The sequence below is a fragment of the Shewanella sp. Shew256 genome (assembly GCF_002196695.1).
In the GTDB taxonomy this organism is placed as follows: domain Bacteria; phylum Pseudomonadota; class Gammaproteobacteria; order Enterobacterales; family Shewanellaceae; genus Shewanella; species Shewanella mangrovisoli.
The window spans coordinates 333,173-354,773 of the sequence record NZ_NAJR01000005.1 but is presented as its reverse complement, the minus strand read 5'-3'; the positions used below and the strand labels follow the sequence as shown (position 1 = coordinate 354,773).

The following is a 21,601-nucleotide window of genomic DNA, read 5'->3' as shown; positions in this document are numbered from 1 at the left end:
GACCTTGGCTCACTCAATAAAATTATTAATATTATTAACAAGTTAAAATACGGATTAAAAAAACGGCCGAACCTGAATGAATTCGACCGTTTTTTGCTCCCCAACCTATAGGGACTTGCTCGGTGCTAATCGCGACACTTTTTGTGTGAAAAGGTCCCGATTATTTTAACTGCTGTAATAAGTAGGCAAACGCCATTGAATTTAGGTCCGCAGCTTGATTATTATCTGCAGCCCCAGCATGCCCACCTTCGATATTTTCATAGTAAAGTACATCGATACCCATGTCCTTCATCTTGGCCACCATCTTACGCGCGTGTCCTGGGTGAACCCTGTCATCACGGGTTGAGGTGGTGAAGAACACCTTTGGATAATGCGTATCCTTGTGCAAATTATGGTATGGCGAATAGGTTTTAATGTAAGCCCATTCCTCTGGAACATCGGGATTACCGTATTCCCCCATCCAACTTGCGCCGGCGAGTAACTTATTGAAGCGGTACATGTCGAGTAACGGCACTTGGCAGACCACGGCATTGTAGAGATCGGGACGACGGGTAAAGGCGGCGCCCATCAGCAAACCACCATTACTGCCACCTTGAATACCTAAATGCTTGCTCGAAGTGATCTTACGGGCAATGAGATCCTCAGCAATGGCTTCAAAGTCCTCGTAGGCCTTATGACGATTTTCCTTAAGCGCCGCTTGATGCCACGCAGGCCCATACTCGCCGCCACCACGGATATTCGCCAGCACATACACACCGCCCTGCTCTAACCAGTTTTTACCAATGGTTGCTGAATAGGCTGGGCGCAGTGACACTTCAAAACCACCATAACCATAAAGCAGTGTTGGATTGCTGCCATCGAGCTTAAGATCTTTTGCCATCACCACAAAATACGGCACTTTGGTGCCATCCTTTGAGGTCGCAAAATACTGCTCGGTGGTAAATTTATCCGCCGCAAATTGCTGAGGCATACCTTTCATCTTTTGCGGTTTTAGCGCCTTAGCATTGACGGTATACAAGCTCGATGGCTCAAGGAAGCTTGTGTAATTGACAAAGAAATCATCACTGTCGCGCTCCATATCCATCACGGTAAGCGCACCGTTGGCCTCAAAGGGTACCGGCGTGCTTTGCCATGCGCCTTTCGCGTCTTGCTCATAGCGAACCAGTTTGCTTTTCACGTTATCGAGCCAATTAACAAAAATCGCGCTCTTACTGAACGTTAACTGGGCGATTGATGCGGTCGGCGTTGGGCTGACAAATTCAGTAAAGGCGTCTTTTTGGGCAATCAAATCCGCCACATTGGCGTACACTACTGCGCCTTGGCTGAATGTCGCCGCAGGGGTTGCTAAGTCACTCTTAAGCTCAATAAACAGCTTGCCTTGGAAATAACCTTTAATCTCGGCATCCTGTGGGAGTGGCAGCTTTATGAGTTTGCCGTCTAGGTAAACATATTGAGTAGCGGTGTAAAAGGTATGCGCCTCTGTGACTAGGCTCAGTGGGGTTTTGTCGTCAAACATCACCCAACCCGATACCGCGACCGAGGTTTTGTCGCCACTGAAAATGGTTTTAGCTTGCTCAAGCGGCGTACCACGTTGCCATAACTTCACCACGCGGGGATAACCCGAGTCCGTCATGCTTTGGCCATCGCCAAAGTCGGTACCGACAAAGGCCTGATCGGTATTAATCCAACTAAGGCTAGATTTCGCTTCTTTTAAGAAGAAAGGTTTGTCTTTCGCAGGCACAAAGTCTTTGGTGGTTAAATCAAATTCACGCACTTCGACCGCATCGGCGCCGCCACGGGACAAGGACACAAAGCAGCGCTGATTCTGTGGATACTGGCAATCAATGCCTTTGAATACCCAGTTCACCGCTTCGGTTTTGCCTAAGGCATCGACATCGAGCACGGTTTCCCACTTTGGATCCGCCTTGGCGTATTCTTCCATCGTGGTGCGACGGTAAATCCCCCGCACATGTGTATCATCCTTCCAAAAGTTATACAGCTTATCGCCAATATGGGTGGCGTAAGGAATACGCTCTTTGTCATTGAGGATAGCGAGGCTGTTGGCAACTAAGGTATCGAAGCCTTTGAAGGCTTTAATTTCAGCGGCTGAAGTGGCATTTTGGGCCTTAACCCACTCCATTGGCTTTGCGCCTTCAACCTCTTCAAGCCAAAGGTATTTGTCTTCTTCGGCGTGGAGTTGACCACTCATAGTGAGTACCCCTGCGATGCACCAAGGCAGTAATTTACGATTCATGTTATTCCTTTTTAAACAGAGCCCTTAAACATAGTCCTTGAACAGAGCCCTTAGATTGAGTCCATCTTGATTTCTGCCCTACATTACCTTAATTGACCTCCAGTTCAACCTTTAATACAACAAGAATGTAACAAAAGGTAAGATATTGTAATCACGGATGATTAATCGAGAATGAATCGAAAATATTCGAGATGTTATGCGGGCGTGTTGACGTTTCGAGATTAGATTTTGTTCGTTCAGGCAAACACGTGCTCGCGAAACGAGAAATGATGTGTAGTCTACTCAAATGACGAGCGGCTCTTATGACAGAAAGTAAGAACAAGGGCTTGCCAGACGAACCCTTCGGGCAGCATTTGGCTGGCGTTTCTGCCGCGTTATCGTCCGTTTATGTAGAATAACTACACTGCACGGACTTTGCCTTGCATAAAAGCCAGCCAAATTGCTGCAAAAATAACCCTGAAACGTCAACACGCCCGCCAAAAAAAGCGCCCATTAGGGCGCTGTAATCAATACTGAATCGCGAGTAAACGCTGCCATTAAAACTCTTGATTCATCCGCGTCAGCAGACTCAGCAGTAAGCTTCGCTCCTCTGCAGTCATCTTAGCCGTGAGATCGGTCGTTAATTGCAAATGCAGTGCATCATGCTCGAGGAACAGCGCCTGACCTTTCTCGGTAAGCTCAACCAGAATCGAGCGTCTGTCACTCTCATGGGGACGGCGCATCACCCACTGGGACTCGACCATTTTATCGATTTGTACGGTGAGCGTGCCTGTGGTCACACCGATTTTGTCGGCCAGTTCCTTCATTCGCATCGCGCCGTGCACACCCAACAACTCTATCGTGTGTACCTGCGACAAGCTAAAACCCTTATCGCGCACAATAGCATGCTCCCACGATGATAATTTTTCATAAAACTCAATAATCACATGGTTCAAGGCCTGATCCGTAGAATGGGCGGACGCGGCTGATAAAGCATCATGCGGGTGTGCAACTGTCATTAGGCTTCCTTAGCCACACACTCACGTTGACGGCAAGTATGCAGCTCAATGGTAATATGGGATAACTCAGGGAACTTAGTCAGTAACTGATTAAAATAACTGGCTTCTTTCGGTGAGTGAGACACAATGGACACCATAATAGCATGGTGATCGGCACTCACGCGCCAAATATGTAAATCGGCGACTTGATGATCCGGTACCGCCTCTATGGTCTCACGCACTTTGCGCTGTAGCGAGGCCTTTACCCCACCGTCCAACAGAATTGGACTGGTCTGTTGGATAAGGCCCCATGACCAGCGGCTGATAATAATCGCACCAACAATCCCCATAATAGGATCGAGCCAAGTTAAGCCCATATATTTACCGAACAACAGCGCCGCAATTGCCAGCACTGAGGTTAACGCATCGGCTAAAACGTGGAAATAGGCGGCCCTCAGGTTGTGATCATGGCCCGAGTGCCCGTGTGAATGCCCATGGGAATGACCCTGTGCGTGGCTGTGTGAATGGTCGTCATGGTCATGGTCATGGTCATGGTCATGGTCATGGTCATGGTCATGGTCATGGTCATGGTCATGGTCATGGTCATGGTCATGGTCATGGTCATGGTCATGGTCATGGTCAGCAGCATGATGATCGTGCCCATGGCAGCAATGATTATCTTGATGCTCTTTATGATCATCATCGTCGTGATCATGGTCGTGTGAGTGACTGTGTGAATGTCCATGCGAGTGGCCGTGTGAATGCCCGTGTGAATGTCCATGGTCGTGGGAATGGTGATCTTTCAATAGGAACACACTCAATACGTTCACGCTTAAGCCAATCAGGGCGACAAAAATCGCTTCATTAAAGTGAATATCCTCAGGGTTAATCAAGCGCATGCCCGACTCAATTAACATCACTAAGGCCACTAAGCCTAAGGCGATGGCGCTGGTGTAACCGCCAAGCACACTCACCTTTCCTGTACCAAAGGCAAAGGCCGGATCATTAGCATGCTTACGGGCATAGGAATAGGCAAACAGGGTAATCATAAAGGCGGCGGCGTGGGTACCCATATGCCAACCATCGGCCAGCAAGGCCATAGAGCCATAAATTGTCCCCGCCACAATCTCGGCCACCATGGTAATCACGGTCAGATACAACACATAGCGAGTATTTTTTTCGCCCGCCGTATTTTGGTTAGAAAATCCATGGGAATGCTGCCACTGCGCGACAGAATGCCCAAGCCCGGTACGCTGCATCGGCTTCTCGGTTGAAGATGTTGTTTTCATTATTTTTTCCTAAGCGATTTCCCTAACTTGCATAAATGAGTGAGCGTAAATTCATGCAGCAAGAGCAAACACGCTGTGGTGATTGATGACTTCTGCCGTCAGTTTAGTTTGAAAATCAAAATATATAAATATCAAAATAATCATTTTTCAAACTATTTGCATAAGTGTTGCAACGAATCACAAAATTTAAACGCAGCAAAGTACCAACCCACATTCACAATGGGTCGTAAGACAAGGCATAAACTCGAAACGGGGAAGCGATAAAAACGATAAGGCATAAAACACAAAGGCGCTTAAATCAATCGACTTAAGCGCCTCTGCATGGGAAGGGATTTGAAGGCAATATCAGAACATGGATACAAAGAATGCACTGAAAAATAAAGCAATTACAACTGTTGTACCTAGCGCCATTTTTAGTTCGGTGTTCATATTCACTCTCCTAGTTGGTATAACCCCATTATTATCAAGGCTGAGATAAATGCCTATATTGAGATAGTTATTTTGTGAGCAAGAGCTAAATAATCGTGCACTTTTCACACCGAGCAGCCAAGCAAAGTGATGTAACTCACAAAGCGAGAGCTTCCCTAGCGCACGTAATTATCGAAATCAAGACCGGGCAATCCATTTATTCGATTAACATTCCGGCATGACTTACGGCAAATTTTGATATACTGCCGCCGTAATTCATTGACCGAGATAATCCTATGTCACAACTGTTACACACCATGCTTCGCGTCGGTAACTTAGAACGCAGTATCGCTTTTTACACTCAAGTGCTGGGCATGAAGCTGCTCCGCACCTCAGAAAACCCAGAGTACAAATATTCCCTCGCCTTCGTGGGTTTCGGTGAAGAATCAACGGGCCAGGCCGTCATCGAGTTGACCTACAACTGGGGAACGGAAAAATACGATCTCGGCACGGCCTTTGGTCATATTGCCATCGGTGATGAAGACATTTATGCCCGCTGCGAAGCCATTGCCGCTGCGGGTGGTAAAGTGACTCGCGCACCCGGCCCTGTTGCTGGTGGCACCACTGAAATCGCCTTTGTGGAAGACCCAGACGGTTATAAGATTGAATTTATTCAAATGAAATCGGCGACCCAAGGTTTAGGTTAAGCCTATTACCTTCCCGCCTGATATAAAACGGCGTTTGCATACCCTGCAAACGCCGTTTTCTTTACTCATGAATAAATGCCAATACTAGGGATTACCGCTTGCCCTCGGCGGCCATGGCGATACGGCTGCTGCGCTTCTTCTGCCAAATGGGCAAACGCCACGCGAGCAACAAACTAAAGCCAAGGATATACAGACTCGGTTCAATAATTTCGGATTTTACCGACCAATAAAAATGAATCGGCGCCAGTATCGCCACCGCATACACCCCATTGTGCAGCGTTTGCCAACGGCGGCCCATTTTACGCATCAAGGCCTTAAAGGACGTCAGTGCTAGCGCAGTAACAATTACATAGGCCAGTGCACCGACTAAAATATAAGGCCGTTTCGCCACTTCACTGAAGAATAACTCCCAGGCAAACAGCAGATCTAAACTAAAAAACGCCACTATATGCAAGGTCGCATAGGCAAACACGTACAAGCCAACTAAGCGGCGTGTCTGCATCAACCAGCCTAATTTTAATCCCTTAGCAAGGGGGGAAATCAGGAGTGTGGCCGCCAACGCATTTAAAGCGCCAATGCCAGTAAAGTGGATAATATGCTGCACGGGATCGCCGCCCGCACGGCCAGACAGCACAGTAAAAACTAGCCAAGCAATCGGGATAAGCCCAATCAAATGAAAGACCAGCTTTATCCACAAAAGCTGTTTTGGCGTGACTCTTAACGCCGTGATATTGAACATAGGACTCCTACTCTTTTGACTCTTTCAAGGCACTAGCCAGTATGCCACTAGATATTGCCACTTGTTCGTTAGGCGCAATCAATGGCGCCTAAACAACAACCGCCAAGTGAGTTAATAAAACTGCCTCAGATCCATGCCCTCATATAACGAGGCGACAAACTCGCCATAACCATTAAAGGGCTGCGTATCTATGCGTTTTGCCGAGAACAAGCCGCCCTCGCCGATGCGCCGCTCGCTCGCCTGTGACCAACGGGGATGATCCACAGCAGGATTCACATTGGCATAAAAGCCATATTCATGGGGCGCTAGTTGATTCCAACTGGTGGGCGGCTGCTTGTCCATCACCCGAATGCGGACGATGGATTTAATGCTCTTAAAACCGTATTTCCAAGGCACCACTAAGCGGATCGGCGCGCCGTTTTGCGGCGGCAGGGTTTTACCATAGAGCCCTACCGACATCAGCGTCAGCTCATTCATCGCCTCGGCAATGGTTAAGCCTTCCACATAGGGATAATGAATGCCGCCGCCCATTAAACGGCTCTTTTGCCCCGGCATTTGCTCGGGATCGAAGGCAGTTTCAAAGGCAACATACTTGCCTTTACTGGTCACGCCGACTTTCTTCAATAAAGCGGCGAGCGGAAAGCCTACCCAAGGGATCACCATGGACCAAGCTTCGACGCAGCGCAGGCGGTAAATACGTTCTTCCAGGGGAAACAGCTTAGTCAGATCTTGATAATCGAGGGTCATGGGGCGCTCCACTTCGCCTTCGATACGTAATTGCCAAGGGTCGACCTTAAACTGCTGGGCGTTATCAGACGGATCCTGTTTGCTGGTGCCAAACTCGTAAAAGTTATTGTGAGTGGTGACCTTGTCGACAGGCGTTAGCACTTCGTCCTTACCAAAGCGCGCATTGGCCTCGAAGGTCAATGGCGTGGTGATAAAGCTGGTTTTGGGTTGTTCGCCAAACAGATCGAATAATCCCGCCTGCACATAACCCGGAATGCTAGCCCCAATCGCGCCAAGGCCCATGGCTTTGACTATATGACGGCGCGCCTTAAACACCGACTCGGGTGTAACTTGATTATCTTGAATATGCCAGCGCGCTTTTTTCAAAATACCCGGTGTAAAACGTGATTGATTAGCCAATGGACACCTCTGCAAAAATAAATGTTATGTACCGGCGCTGACTCACACTCTGCGCTCGCCCAAAAAGCCTCAGGTACATTTACCTGTGTTGATAAGCTGTAGGGATATAGACACAGATAACAGCAAAAAAATTTCATCCCTCACAGTATCTCAACTTAAGCGACTAAGTCTTGCTCATTTGAGTCATCGCCTAAACAGATTGTTAATTAAAGCACTTGAAGCCTTTTTTGGGGCATGCGACCCTAGGCGCCACAGCTAAAGGAGTGCTAATAAGATGCCATTTTCTCAATCTTTTTCCCTCGCCCAGATCATCGGTCTTCTCGCCGTGGCCTTTTTAGGACTGTTAATCGGTGCCCTACTCAATCAACGTCTCACCCGCTCACGCTGGCAACAGTTTAAAGACGAATTAGAGCAAGAAATGCGGCAAGTAAACGAAGACGCCGAGCTCTCCCTCGCCCAGCAGCAAGTTTTAGTCGACGACAAAGATAACCAACTGCGCCAATGCCAACAGCGCTTAGAGCAAAAGATAGAACAACTGGGTAAAGCCGAAGCCATGGCCGAGCGCCTGCCGAGTGTTGAGCAGCAACTTGCCGACAGCCATCGCCGCCAACTCGAGCTCCAACTGGCCTTATCCAAATCCAATGCGATGCAACAAACGATTCAAGCCAAGGCCGATGCCCAGCAATCCGCCATGCAGGAGAAAATCGCCACCTTAGAAATGGCCGAAGTGCGCCTACAAACCCAATTTGAAAACCTTGCCAACCGTATTTTCGAAGAGCGCAGCGAAAGCTTTAAGCACCAAAACGCCAACCAGTTAGAAGGCGTGCTCGGGCCATTAAAGCAGCAGTTAGAAGGCTTTAGGCAGCAAATTCGCGAATCCTACAATCATGAACAGTCGGAGCGCAGCGCCCTTAAACATCAGTTAGAACACCTGCGCGAGCTCAATTTAAAAATGAGCCAGGATGCCATTAACCTGACCAAAGCCTTAAAGGGCGATAACAAGCAGCAAGGCAACTGGGGCGAAGTGATTTTAGACCGCGTGCTGCAAGAAAGCGGTCTGCGCGAAGGTCACGAATACCACACCCAGCAAGATCTGAAAGACGACAGCGGCAAACGCTTTAAGCCAGACGTGATCGTGCATTTGCCTGAAAATAAAGACGTGGTTATCGATGCCAAGATGTCGCTCATCAGCTACGAGCGCTATTTTAATAGCGAAGATCCGCTGGTGCGTGAACAGGCCATCAATGAACACGTTTTATCGATCCGCAATCATATTAAGGGATTGAGTCAAAAGGATTATCAGCGTTTACACGGGCTAAAAAGCTTAGATTATGTGCTGATGTTTATCCCGATTGAACCCGCGTTCTTACTGGCCCTAGAGCACGACCCAAGCCTTGTTAACTTTGCCCTTGAGCAAAATATTATGCTGGTCAGTCCAACCAACCTCTTGGTTGCCCTGCGAACAATCAATAATATCTGGCGTTACGAGTATCAAAACCAGCACGCCCAAACCATTGCTAAACAGGCGGGTCGGATCTACGACAAACTCTGTGGCTACCTCGACGATATGGAAAAACTCGGTCGCGCTCTGGATAACGCCGAGAAAACCTATCACAGTGCCATGAACAAATTGTCATCGGGCAAAGGCAATTTAGTGCGTCAAGCGCATTTAATGCAGCAACTAGGTGTTGATACCAGCAAGCAACTCGATAAGATGTTACTTGAGAAGGCGCTTAACGAAGCCTTAGACGAGAGCGATGCGCTGGACGGCGGTGATAATCAAACTAATCGCGATACGCTTTTGCCCCATACTGAGGATGCCATCGCACTCGAACAATAACGATAAACACGCAGTTTAAAAGCCAATAACTCATAATCCTGAATCGATAGGGAAAAGTCGATTGTAACCTTGATGCCCGGAGGCAAGTTCTGCATGTGCAACCCATTGACAAAGATGGTGTTATCCAGCGCAATTATCATCGCAGGGGCATTTAATGCCTCTGCGGCTTTCGCGTTAACTTCTACCCAGAAGACCTTTCTTGAGGCTGAAAAAGCCCTAAAGAAACAAGACTATGCCACCTACAAGCCCCTGCGAGCTAAGTTAGGCGATTATCCGCTGGCGATTTATCTCGACCATGATATCGACATTGGCAAGCTTAACGATTTACGCGGCAACGACGCTAAGGCCATGATAGATAAGTATCAAACCACGCCTATGTATCAGCGCCTGCGTTCAAAATATTTATTAAATGCCGGCGGCCAAAAGCGTTGGAACGACTTTTTGAGCCTCGCCCAAGACGCGCCGACCGATGTCAGGCTGCAGTGTTATTTCTATGAGGCCAAACTCGCCAAGGGCGAAACCCAAACCGCCTACACGGCGGCGCAGTCACTTTGGGTCTATGGCGATTCCCGTCCCAAGGAATGCGATCCCCTCTTCAATGCCTGGACCAAAGCCGGTAAGCGCACTCAGGATGTGATTTGGGCGCGGATGTTACTGAGTTTCGATGAGGGCCAAACCAGCCTGCTGAGTTACCTATCGCAAAAAATCACCGTGCACAGCGCCGAGGCAAAACGCTTAGTGGCGGTATATAAAGATCCCAATAGCCTGCGCCATACCGAAAAATTTAAGGATAAAAATCCTATCGTTGGCGATATCGTCGCCGCAGGTTTAAAACGCCTTGCCCGTAAGGATCTCGACCAAGCCATCAATTTATATACTCGGTATCAAAAAGCGAAACGCTTTACCCCAGCGCAGGACCAACAGCTGCAAAAGTACTTGGTACGCCGCGTGTTGATTGAGCAGGATGATAATTTTAGAGACTGGGCCGATAACCTGCTGCCCGAGATGAAGAGCGATGATATGTTCGAGCGCCGCTTACGCTGGGCGATCCGCGAGCAGGACAGCACCCATATCGCGCGCTACTTAGATTTATTATCGCCTGAAAGCGTAGCCAAAGAGCGCTGGCAGTATTGGTTGTATCGCACCAACGCGAAACACGCCCCCGAAAGCGCCACTAAGGCATTAGCGGCGGTCAGTAATGAGCGAAACTTTTACGGTTTTGCCGCATCGCAGTTATTGAATAAGCCCGTGTCCTTAAATCAAAGCCCTGAGCCTGTGGTGGATGGGACCAGTCAAAAACTCGAAGACGATTTAGGCTTTGTGCGCGTATTGGAGCTGATGGCGCTCGACCGTTACTTCGATGCCCGCTATGAATGGGTTGCCCTGCTAAAACGCAGCAATAATGAGATGCGCGCCCGCTATGGTCGTTATGCTCACGATCAAGGCTGGTATGACTTTGGCGTGGAGGCCAGTATCCAAGGCAAGCTATGGGATGATATTCCCCTGCGCTTCCCGATGGCGCATCAGTCAGGCTTCGAACACGCCAGTAAAAAGCACAAGGTCAATATTGATGAAATCCGTGCCATTAGCCGCCGTGAAAGTGCGTTTTTCCTCTATGCGACCTCGGGTGTCGGTGCCCGCGGTTTAATGCAGATTATGCCCGCCACCGCCAAGGCGACAGCCAAGAAACACGGGGCTAAGTACAGCGATCCTAAGGATCTCTATAGCGCCGAGCTTAACTTAAACTTAGGCAGCGCCTATTACGCGCAATTGTTGAAGGATTTCAATCAAAACCGCGTGTTAGCAACCGCCGCCTATAACGCTGGCCCCTCGCGGGTTCGCCGCTGGTTAGCGGAGTCGAATGGAAAGCTCGATGCCATGAGTTTTATTGAGTCCATTCCCTTCACCGAAACCCGTGAATATGTGCAAGCCGTATTAAGTTATCGGTTGATTTACGAGGCGCAAAAACAAAAGCCACAGCCTTTGTTTAACGAGGCTGAGCTCAAGTTCCATTACTAAGCCGCATGGCGAAAATGGGATAGTAATCGAACAGTAATCAAGGTGGCATTGGCCACCTTGATAATTTTTGGCCACATCAAGATGCCGTTTTACCCCAAGGTTTAACCGTATGAGTGTTTAATCGGCAAACGCGCTCAAGCGAGGTAAACTTGTTTGCACTCTTGGCCACTAAATGCGAATAATTAGCGATTAGTCATTTAACACGCCAGTCTCGATGCTCAATCTCAGCGGTTTATCCTTAAGTTGCGAATATCAGCCCTTTGTCTGTCCCCATACCCAACGCATTCATGGCTATGAAGCACTCGCCCGTTTTTACCTCGAGCAGGGTCAAACCATCGCCCCGAATCTAGTGTTTGAGCAATTACACGAAGCCAGCGAACAACTGGCGGCGGTCGAGTTTCAGGCAAAAGCCTTTCAGCTCAAACACGCCCCTCAGGCGCAGAGTTTATTTGTAAATGTGGACCCCCACGCGGTGGATGGCGCGCATACCCCAAAGTTACTCGACCTACTATCGCAGCATCCGCAATTGACGGTAGAAATTATTGAAAACACTTGCGTGAGTGATGCCGAGCTTGCTAATCGCCTGTTCCATCAATTTAAAGCGGCCAATATTCAAGTGGCACTCGATGATATCGGCGCCCCCCACTCCATGCTCTCCATCGATTTGATGATGAATGTGGATTACCTCAAGTTTGACCGCTACTGGCTTAAACTAATCGACGCGCCCCATGGTATCGCCCTGCTCGGCGCCCTGATTGAATTTGGCAAACGCACAGGTAAACAATGCATCCTCGAAGGCATAGAAACCGAAGCACAGCTCCAGCTAGCCCGCGAGCTAAATATCGATCTAGTACAGGGATTTCTATTCAAACCTTGGTTTATCCACCCCGAGCAAAGTGAAAGGTTAATTTGTTAGGGAAGGATGCAGTCACATACTGGTATGGAAGAATTCATCATGTTCGTGGCCATTGATAAGTCTGATATTCTTCAAATTTAATGTCACCTAGCACAGATATGGATTGTCATCGTTTCCCCTGTGACACGCCGCCTATTTATTTAACAAGAAGTGTCCCAATAGGCTCGACGGCGGTATCTGCTGTACATGGATGTACGAATGCCGCGTTCACATGGATGTGAAAGAGCGGCCATGTCGCCAACGGTCACAGTTGCAACAATGCCAATCTTAACGACCATTGAACTGTTCATTTGGCGAATAGCTTTTGCCCCAAAATGAGTTAGACAATAGTTAAGTTCATAACGTTGAAGGTGTTATCCAAAGCGTCTCGAAGAAGTGAAAAGCATACTTGTATTCACAAAATTCATATTATTGTACATACCTGTGTTACCCTCCTACAAAAGGCAGAAAATAAGGTTAATTTTGCGAGAAAAATAATGATATGTTCACGTAAAAATAAAGTGATATGCCTGATTTGGTTCCTAGTGAAACTACTATCACGAATTAAATAGCCGATACTGAAGTGAAGCCTCTAGATATGCTTTTTCAAAAGTTTCACTTTCAAAAGTAAACGGTACAAAGCAGTGCTTAATGCTGTGATAAGCGGGCTGTCTTAATTTATCTTGGAGCATAAAAATTTGCACCACCACCTTAACAACAAGCTCATCGATGGAAATATTCCCATCACTATTACTGAGCTGAATATATTGATATAACTGCCACAACTCTACATGTACCTTACTCGTTGAAATTAGTTGTGAGTCTATTTTTACAGGAGTAGTTAATGCCAGATAAACAAAGACAAAATCAATGAATGACTCTAAATCTTTGTAGCAGTGTCTCAATAGAAAACTTCTTAAAAGCGCCAGAATTGGTGTTGGCTGTATAACCATATCAAATTGATTAATAGATAAGCCAAGCATTTTAAGAAAAAGTTCTACAGTTTCTACAGTTTCTCTATCTGCTGCAAACACTTTATCAAAAATCACTTTAAAATCAGTATTTAAATAGTCAGTTTCGTTCAGGGTCTTTGAGTGAAACGCTAGAGTTTCGGCAAGCAAGCTTAAAGTCATATTAGGTATTTGAAAGCCAAGTGACGCAGCCTTTGAAATCAGTGAAAATTTCTCTTCGTTTGATAGATGAGATTTATTGTGCAACATCTCAATGACGTTAAAGATGTTTGCACTGGTAACTTGTTCCTTATTAGTCACATTAACTAGATGGAGTAAGTTTAAGTCATCAACTATGAATAATGCGTCATTGCTATTTATGAACCCACGATAAGATTCTACAAGGTTACTGTTGTCATCCGAAAATAGAATCATTTTCGATTTAAATTTATTTAACGTATCTAAGATATTTTTTGCCAGCCCACTGTATATAGCGCCTGCAACTGGATGACTATTTTGGGCAAAACTTTTGAATGTTGAGTTTAGTAAACAAAACTCAGAAACCGTTTCTAGGAATGGCTTCAACAGTTGCAACTCATGTAATATCAAAATCGATGTATCTTCAATAATTACGGTTCGCCCAGATGTAAACTCTAGGTCAAAAATTTGCATATCTAATTGTGGTGCATGTTTGATCTTGAACTCTAAATGCTGGTTAGCACTATTCAAAGAGAGCATCCAACTAGTAAAAATATCATGAGTATCACCCAGAAACCTCTCAAGCAAAACAAAAGGTGCAGGTAAACTACCGTTTCTAATCTTTAGCTTGTTTTGCTCCCACTTAGCTAACTGCTCATCGGTTATACCAGCCATCTTGTGAAGCGAAGCTATCAATGAATCTGCGCCACCTTCTACATCCACATGCCCATGTTTTAAAATGGGTGAATCTGGGAAATTATTTACATAGTTTTTCAGTCTTTCCTGAAACTCTGCTATTTCATCTTTATCTTCAGTATTTGCAGAGGTAAGAAAGAAGATTAAAAAACGTCCCTCTTCTTCCACATCATTTTGGTTAACTAATTTACCAAACTTTCTAATTGCCGCAGCCGTTTTTACTGCTCTATTTGCATTAGAAGATAATATTGAAATGAGATTAGCTAAAACTGAAATCTTATGCTCGCGCTCTGTAGATGCCTCTAAAATGTCAAATAGAGCACTTTCTACTTCATCAATTAATCCCATTTGTAGGCATATATTGGCGTAATAATGGCGATGTTCAAGAGAGAATGGGTTCTCATCTATTGCCCTTTTTATAACATCATGAGCTAAGCCCAGTCGCCCAATGTTATGGTAACAAACAGTTTGTATAATCGCCCAATATGGATCGTAAACATCTCTGTCTATGTGTTTTTTGGCTATAGAAAGTGCTAACTCATGCTGGGAAGTAGCTATATAAGCTTGAGCTAATCTCAAATAATCTTTTTCGAATAGTTCATGAGACAACAATATGCGATCTGCAAGCTCACAAAGGCGGTGGGCTTGTTCAATTTCTGTAGGATTTAAATATCGAAATAGCTGCTCTGCTATTTCAACTGGCTTATTTAGGCGTTGGAAATCCTCGTAGAGCTGATCACAATATTGATGCCTACAGTCAGGGTTTTGATTAGAGTTTTGAATAAAAGAGTTGATGGCTAATATAGCTTCACCGTTCTCAAACCCTTTAACCAAATCTATGTACTTTCTAGCCAGATCTTCATCCAATTGCTTTTGAGCTAATTCTGAACCTACACAAAACAGTAGTGCTGAATTTTGTGGCTTATCATCTAATATTCGCGATTCTCCATTGCGCAAATATTCAAGTGCATCTCTTGATTTTCCGAGGTGATAATACGATAAAGTTAGTAAGCCATAATCGCTACCATCATACTCGACGCTTTGAGACTCAAGTAAATAAATCGTTTTCTCGTAAAGCCCTTTGTTAAAAGCGAGTGTGGCATAGTATTTTACTATATCAACACTATGTGGTCTTTGCTTTAAAATTTCTTCAAAGTGATAAAATAACTCATCTAGTTTATTAAAATAACCAAAAATCAACGCACTAATCTCTACCAGAATAGTTATATCACTGGGGTATCCTGTTTTTTTTGCAAAACCCCACGCCTTTTCTGCATGAAAGAGTGCCTTTTTTAATAACTGAATATCAAAAGTAGTTTGGCCCTGAATAGGTAACACTTCACTATATATAAAACTTCCAGACGTCGCTTTGAAGTATGCCCTCCTAGCGGCGAACGTATGATAGGAATATCTATCACGGTCCTTGTCTAAAAGGTCTTCGCTATTGCTATTTAACAGTTGGTCAAGCTCTTCATATTTTTTGGTTAAAGTAAGAACTAATAACTGTCCGACTATCCTGTTCGGGTGCTTTGCTTTTAAAATATTTAGTGCTTCGTCAGCTTTACCTATTAACGCCAAACATTTGCATTTAGTCATTGCATTGCCATAATCATCATCATTCAATGAGTCAGCTATCTCTTGAAGTTCATTTTGTTCTGGAATTTCAGGAAGCTTAAATTTTGACTCTAAGAAACCTAATTTATATCGGTCTTTATCTGAATATTGCAATGCATCTTCAAAATACTTTTTCGCTTCTTTAAACTTCGTTTGTAATGACAGAAATGCGCCTTTTTGATAAAGAAATTCAGCTTTCTCATGCGAGGTGATTTCAGAAAACTCTCTTTCCAACTCAGCTAATAAATCGTTGGCGCTATCCAACTGGTTGCTATTTAAGTAGTCGCTGCATAACTTTAGCTTTGTTGGAGTCTCGCCGTCAGGGTTAACAATCCAAGGTTCATCACCTTGTTTTTCAGCCGCTTTTAGAAGAATAGGTTTTTCAGAAATAGCACTTGTAATATACTCTATAGACTTTGCGACATCTTGAGTATGAGGTTGTATTTCTTTTTTTAGCTCTGCAATTTTAAACTTTTCATTTATCCGCTGCTCATAGTAACCAAAAACTTCTAAACTTGGTGTCAACAAGTTCGTTTTAGGTACTTTTATCGATATAGATTCTTGAGTTTCTAATTTATCTTTATTGTCAAAAAACCATTTATCTTCAAGCCATAGATAATATATTGGGCAGTTCCATAGTTCGTCTTCATTATCCTTAAGATCGACCACAGCAACCATGACTAAAGGCTCTTGTCTGAGGTAATATTGAAGTGCCTTTACCTTAAAGCTATAAGATATAAAGTCACCATCAGAACTGTACTGAGGATCCGTTGTTCCCTTTAATTGTAAGTAAAAACTATATGAAACCGCACTTGAGCTCGATTTTAACTGCATAAGGTAGTCAATGCCGAAATCTGAATCTCCATCAAGCTCTTTCTCTATCCAAGTTTTAGGCAATTTGATACCCATCGCTCTTCCCGCAAGCCTTCCTATTTCTTGGCTTCTACCTTCTCTCGGTAAATCACTCATGACAAACTTCCGATTCCATACAGCGTTAAATACTATGTCATTAATTTAACACAACGTCATCAAGGTGAAACTTGATTTTCTAATTAGGTAAACAATTAGCATCACTCGTTTAGATATGTGGTTATGACGTAAATTTGTAACGTAACTCGCACAAACTTATTTTCAGGCTAGGTACTACTCACTTACGGTAAATCATTTATGTCCCAAAGCTGTTCTGTCTTTCTTTAAAACCCACAGGCGACACTGATGCAAGCAAGGTGAGCCATGGCGATTAGCGAGACGACCGTCCGCCCCACGGACGGGGCGGTCGAGCATCCACGGAAGGACTTGCTGCGCGTCGTTGAGCAAATGCCATGGCTCACCTATAAAACCGGATCAGAAATAACTTAGAAATCTAATAAATCCTTCACCGCTTTACCTACTCTATTAACGCTTTTCAGCCTCAAATCATACGGTGTGAAGATAATGGAATGCCTTGGCTCACCTCTCTGTTGACGGTAAGAATCACACTAAGCCGATTGATTTCACAGTAAAAGCGACTGGCTAAGCGCGACATATTCCGCCATAGTGGTAGAGCGAATGACCTTATCCATGCACAAGGAGTCTCCCGTGGCACATTCTGGTTTAAGCCAACTATTACAACAACTTGAACAAGTATTATTAGGCAAGCCACGGCAAATTCGCTTAGCCCTCGCCTGTATTCTCGCCCGTGGGCACCTATTAATTGAAGATTTACCCGGCATGGGTAAAACCAGCCTGTCCCATGCCCTCGCCCAAAGCCTAGGCCTTAGCTATCAACGTATTCAATTTACCAGTGATATGCTGCCCGCCGATATTCTCGGGGTATCGATTTTTGATAAACACCAAGCGCAATTTGTGTTTCATCCGGGGCCGATTTTTAAACAGATGGTGCTGGCCGATGAGATTAACCGCGCCAGCCCTAAGACTCAGAGCGCCCTGCTCGAGGCCATGGCCGAGCAGCAAATTTCTGTCGATGGCATCACCCACAGATTACCTAATCCGTTTTTTGTGATTGCCACGCAAAACCCCACGGAGCAATCGGGCACCTTTCCGCTGCCCGAATCCCAACTCGACCGCTTTATGATGCGGATTTCTATCGGTTATCCTAGCCATGATGCGGAGCTGGCGATGCTGAAAAGCGAGCAAACGCCGCAAACCCTCGATAATTTACCCCAATGTTTAACCCCGCTGGCGTTAACCCAGTTGCAAGAACAATGCGACAAGGTCGCGGCGTCCGATGCGCTGCTCAATTATGTCTTGGCATTAGTGCATGAGTCGCGCAACCAAACCGATGCCGTCGGCTTATCGCCCCGCGCGACCAAAGCCCTATTGCAGGCAGCTAAAGCATGGGCATTTTTAGAGGGAAGACACTATTTAGTCCCCGAAGATGTGCAAGCGGTGTTTTGCAGCGTGGCCGAACATCGACTGCGCACCAGCAGCCAATTGCAGGGGGAAGCGCTCTCGGAGCGGATCCTCGCCAGCGTCAATCCCATCATGTAATGCCTTGCTAATCATATCGATAAGGATGCTCAGACTATGATGAGGACAGGATGAAACGAGTATTGACGGCTTTCTGGCAACGCTGGTTGGCAAGGCGCATGCCGCCCAGTTCCGAGTTTGTCCTAAGCCATCGCAGCATCTTTATTCTGCCCAGTGGCTTTGGTTTAGTCTGGCTTGCTCTGGTACTGCTGCTGTATCTGTTTGGCACTAACTATCAAAACAACCTAGTGATTGGCCTGAGTATTTTGCTACTCAGTCTATTTAATACCTGCATCCTCTACAGCTATAAAAATCTCGCAGGTTTGCGCCTTCGCGCGCTCACGGCGCCGGAGGTATATGCGGGCGAAACTATCACCTTTCCGGTCCTGCTCACCTCAAGTCACAGCAGCCACAATATCAGCCTAAATTATCCGAATAATTTAGCTTACTTACTCAAACAGGTCGGCGCCGATGAGGTGCAAGCCCTAGTCTCGTTTGCCCATGATCGCCGCGGCCTAGTATCGCCTGGCCGACTTAAGATTGAATCCTTTTATCCCTTAGGGCTTTGCCGCGCTTGGTCCCATATTGATCTCGATAATGCGCACATTGTCTACGCCCATCCGATTGAAAGCCCTTTGCAGCTAAAAGCGGCCACCGAATCCGGTGAGGACGAACGGTTAGAACGAGCCGGAAAATACATTGCCGGAATCGATGAATACAAAGGGCTTAAGCCCCACGTGCTCGGAGAATCCCTCAAACAAGTGGCATGGAAACAATGGGCCCAAGGACGCGGCATGTTAACCAAGGAGTTCGAGCAGCCTCAGGGCGATCCTGTATGGTTAACCTTAGTCCCCGATCCCGCGCAGCTTGAACAGCAATTAGGTCAGCTCAGTTGGCAAGTCAACCATTTGAGTCAGCAGGAGCAATATTTTGGTCTGTGGCTACAACGTGTCGGGGCGGAAGATCTGATCCTCACACCCGATACGGGCAATGCCCATCGCATCGCCTGCCAAAGGGCGCTCGCACTCTACGGGCAAGATATCAGCACGCTGGATAAAACCGATAAATTGACAAATAACCAAGGCGTTAGCCATAAGCACCCGCTTCCTCCCCATGGGCAAGGCGTTCATGCTGCAAAAATGGAGCCGCGGCGATGACAACGCAAACTTCGACGCATCAAAAGGTGAATCCATCTAAACTGACGACCTATCATGCCAATGGGCCGCAGACGGGGGACAATATCAGCCGCCAAACGCTACTTTGGCTGCTGCTCACCAATATTGCGGTACTCAGCCCCTTATTCGATAAAACGACGCCTTGGACCCTTGGGATCTGCGCTATTTGCCTGGTGTGGCGAGTCGGTATCTATGTTGGCAAAGTGGCAAAACCACCACGCTACTTAGTCACTAGCCTTGCCATTGGCGCCGCGATTACCCTCGCGTTGGTATCGGGTGAGATTGGGCTATTAAACGCCTTAGTCAACCTGCTGATTTTAGGTTACGCCTTAAAATACATTGAGATGCGTAGCGTTCGAGATGTGCGCGCCGTGGTGATTGTGGGCTACTTTTTAATTGCGCTGACCTTTATCGACCATCAATCCATGCTCAATACCGTGCATTTAATTGGTGTCACTATCATCAATACCTGCGTACTGGTGACCCTGTATCAAAGCAAACACAACTGGCAACACACAGCTTGGATTGGCGCTAAATTATTGCTGCAGAGTGTGCCACTGGCGCTACTGCTATTTTTGGTGTTGCCGCGCTTTGCCCCGCTCTGGCTAGTCCCGAATATGAAGGAAGCCCAAACCGGGCTCTCGGATACCCTTTCCGTGAGCGATATCAGCAAACTCACTCGCTCCTCCGCACTGGCCTTTAGGGTAAGCTTTACCGAAGCGAGACCCATCCAAGCCGAACTCTATTGGCGCGCGCTAGTGCTGGAAGATTACGACGGCCAAACCTGGCGCCAAGATGTCGGCATCAAACAAATTCAAAAGGATGCGCTGTTTTTTCCGCCCTCAAGGCCAGATCCCGCACGGCAACTCCCCACAGCGATGACGGATGACACAGGCAGCAATGTGCCGCAGCGATACGACTATCAAGTGATTGTTGAACCCAGCCACCAGCCTTGGTTATTCGGGCTGGATGTGGCCTATAGCCAAGATGAAAAGGTCATTAACCTACCCGATTATCGACTCTATTCCCTACGTAATGTCGATCAGCGCATGGGCTACAGTGCACGTTCGTTTCCTAAGGCCCAAATGGATCTCAAGCTAAGTGCCAAACAGCGGCAAACAAACCTGAAACTGCCCGAGGGCACTAACCCCAAAACCCTAGCGCTCGCCACCGAGTTTAAGGCCAACTATCCCGAGCCAAAGCAGCGTCTGCTCGCCATGATGGGCTATTTTAATCGCGAACCGTTTTTCTATACCCTCACCCCGCCGCCCATTGGCCCGCAGCAAGTTGATGATTTTCTGTTTGAAAATAAAGCCGGATTTTGCGCCCATTACGCCTCCGCCTTTATCTTTATGGCGCGGGCCACCGGCTTACCCGCGCGTATGGTCACGGGTTATCAAGGGGGTGAATACAACCCGCAGGCCGATTACCTGAGTGTGTATCAATATATGGCCCACGCTTGGGCAGAAGTCTGGCTCGAAAATGAAGGTTGGGTACGATTCGATCCAACGGCCATGGTCGCCCCTAACCGAATTGAACAAGGCTTCGATGCCGAGTTCTCCCCCGAGCAAAGCTACCTGCAAGAAAGCCCTTTTAGCAGTTTGCGCTTTAAATCTATGCCTTGGCTCAACGAGTTAAGGCAGCGCTTTGCCAGTCTCGATTATTACTGGAGTCTCTGGGTGCTCGGTTTCAATCAGGAACGGCAAAACAAAGTGTTAAGCGGCATTTTAGGGGATGTCACTAAAACCAAGGTGGCGGTGTTTATGAGTGTGTGTATTAGCCTTATCGGCCTCTATATCGCCTACAGTGTGGGGCTGTTTCGCTTTAAACGGGAGCAGGACCCCATCAGCGCCAAGTACCAACGTATCTGCCAGCGCCTCAGTAAATTTGGCATCACTCGCCCTGCTCACTTAGGCCCGAATGCGTTTGCCGCGCAGCTTATTGACATGCATCAGCAGCAATCTCCAGAGTTTTGCCGTGAGTTTGACACCCTGACCCAAAGCTATGTCGCGCTGAAATACCAACAGCTTGCGGACGGTGACTATCAAACGGCGCTAAAGCGCTTTAATGCTGCCGCTAAAGCCCTTAACTGGCGACTATTTGGCCCGAGTAAACAGTTAAAATAGGCGGGATAAACCGCAGGCGGACAAGATTGTTGAATCTTATAAATCAGTCACATAGAATTGCCAAGCCACTTTGCTATGCATAACAGCAATCCCAAATCG

13 protein-coding genes are annotated in these 21,601 nt (G+C 46.6%); 7 read left to right on the top strand and 6 right to left on the bottom strand.

Annotated features, from left to right (window positions below; genetic code table 11):
- Positions 1-160: 160 nt before the first annotated feature.
- The 3 genes from B5P39_RS12025 to B5P39_RS12015 all read right to left on the bottom strand — a co-directional run bounded on the left by B5P39_RS12025 (position 161) and on the right by B5P39_RS12015 (position 4,520).
- Positions 161-2,254, bottom strand: a complete 2,094-nt coding sequence (locus B5P39_RS12025; protein WP_086904275.1) for a prolyl oligopeptidase family serine peptidase — start codon at positions 2,252-2,254, stop codon at positions 161-163.
- 536 nt (positions 2,255-2,790) lie between these two features.
- On the bottom strand, positions 2,791-3,252 hold the full coding sequence (locus tag B5P39_RS12020; RefSeq protein ID WP_086904276.1) for a MarR family winged helix-turn-helix transcriptional regulator: 462 nt from the start codon (positions 3,250-3,252) through the stop codon (positions 2,791-2,793).
- On the bottom strand, positions 3,252-4,520 hold the full coding sequence (locus tag B5P39_RS12015; RefSeq protein WP_088211672.1) for a cation diffusion facilitator family transporter: 1,269 nt from the start codon (positions 4,518-4,520) through the stop codon (positions 3,252-3,254). The genes B5P39_RS12020 and B5P39_RS12015 overlap by 1 nt, the downstream gene beginning before the upstream one ends.
- Positions 4,521-5,224: 704 nt before the next feature.
- On the opposite strand from B5P39_RS12015, the gene gloA reads away from it, so the two are divergent.
- Entirely contained in the window at positions 5,225-5,635 is a 411-nt protein-coding gene (gene gloA, locus B5P39_RS12010; RefSeq protein WP_011717181.1) for a lactoylglutathione lyase, read from the top strand.
- A gap of 91 nt (positions 5,636-5,726) precedes the next feature.
- Here gloA and msrQ read toward each other — a convergent pair whose 3' ends face one another.
- Both msrQ and msrP read right to left on the bottom strand, forming a co-directional pair.
- On the bottom strand, positions 5,727-6,374 hold the full coding sequence (gene msrQ / locus B5P39_RS12005) for a protein-methionine-sulfoxide reductase heme-binding subunit MsrQ (protein WP_088211671.1): 648 nt from the start codon (positions 6,372-6,374) through the stop codon (positions 5,727-5,729).
- A 111-nt stretch (positions 6,375-6,485) separates the two neighbouring features.
- Positions 6,486-7,520: a protein-methionine-sulfoxide reductase catalytic subunit MsrP gene (msrP, locus tag B5P39_RS12000; RefSeq protein WP_088211670.1), complete on the bottom strand. Its 1,035-nt coding sequence runs from the start codon at positions 7,518-7,520 to the stop codon at positions 6,486-6,488.
- A gap of 274 nt (positions 7,521-7,794) precedes the next feature.
- Here msrP and rmuC point away from each other — a divergent pair, with 274 nt between their 5' ends.
- The 3 genes from rmuC to B5P39_RS11985 all read left to right on the top strand — a co-directional run bounded on the left by rmuC (position 7,795) and on the right by B5P39_RS11985 (position 12,295).
- On the top strand, positions 7,795-9,360 hold the full coding sequence (gene rmuC, locus B5P39_RS11995) for a DNA recombination protein RmuC (protein WP_088211669.1): 1,566 nt from the start codon (positions 7,795-7,797) through the stop codon (positions 9,358-9,360).
- Positions 9,361-9,453: 93 nt separating this feature from the next.
- On the top strand, positions 9,454-11,379 hold the full coding sequence (locus tag B5P39_RS11990; protein WP_088211668.1) for a transglycosylase SLT domain-containing protein: 1,926 nt from the start codon (positions 9,454-9,456) through the stop codon (positions 11,377-11,379).
- Between the two features lie 214 nt (positions 11,380-11,593).
- Positions 11,594-12,295: an EAL domain-containing protein gene (locus B5P39_RS11985; protein ID WP_088211667.1), complete on the top strand. Its 702-nt coding sequence runs from the start codon at positions 11,594-11,596 to the stop codon at positions 12,293-12,295.
- A 536-nt stretch (positions 12,296-12,831) separates the two neighbouring features.
- On the opposite strand, the gene B5P39_RS11980 is transcribed toward B5P39_RS11985, so the two are convergent.
- On the bottom strand, positions 12,832-16,701 hold the full coding sequence (locus B5P39_RS11980) for a DUF4365 domain-containing protein (RefSeq protein WP_088211666.1): 3,870 nt from the start codon (positions 16,699-16,701) through the stop codon (positions 12,832-12,834).
- A 609-nt stretch (positions 16,702-17,310) separates the two neighbouring features.
- Here B5P39_RS11980 and B5P39_RS11975 point away from each other — a divergent pair.
- Genes B5P39_RS11975 through B5P39_RS11965 form a run of 3 tightly spaced genes read left to right on the top strand, consistent with a single transcriptional unit; the run spans position 17,311 to position 21,502 of the window.
- On the top strand, positions 17,311-18,222 hold the full coding sequence (locus tag B5P39_RS11975) for an AAA family ATPase (protein WP_088211665.1): 912 nt from the start codon (positions 17,311-17,313) through the stop codon (positions 18,220-18,222).
- Between the two features lie 50 nt (positions 18,223-18,272).
- Positions 18,273-19,358 carry a DUF58 domain-containing protein gene (locus B5P39_RS11970; protein WP_088211664.1) on the top strand — a complete coding sequence of 362 codons (1,086 nt, stop codon included), beginning with the start codon at positions 18,273-18,275 and terminating at the stop codon, positions 19,356-19,358.
- Positions 19,355-21,502, top strand: coding sequence for a transglutaminase TgpA family protein (locus tag B5P39_RS11965; protein WP_088211663.1), 2,148 nt, complete (start codon positions 19,355-19,357; stop codon positions 21,500-21,502). The genes B5P39_RS11970 and B5P39_RS11965 overlap by 4 nt, the downstream gene beginning before the upstream one ends.
- The last annotated feature ends 99 nt before the right edge of the window (positions 21,503-21,601 follow it).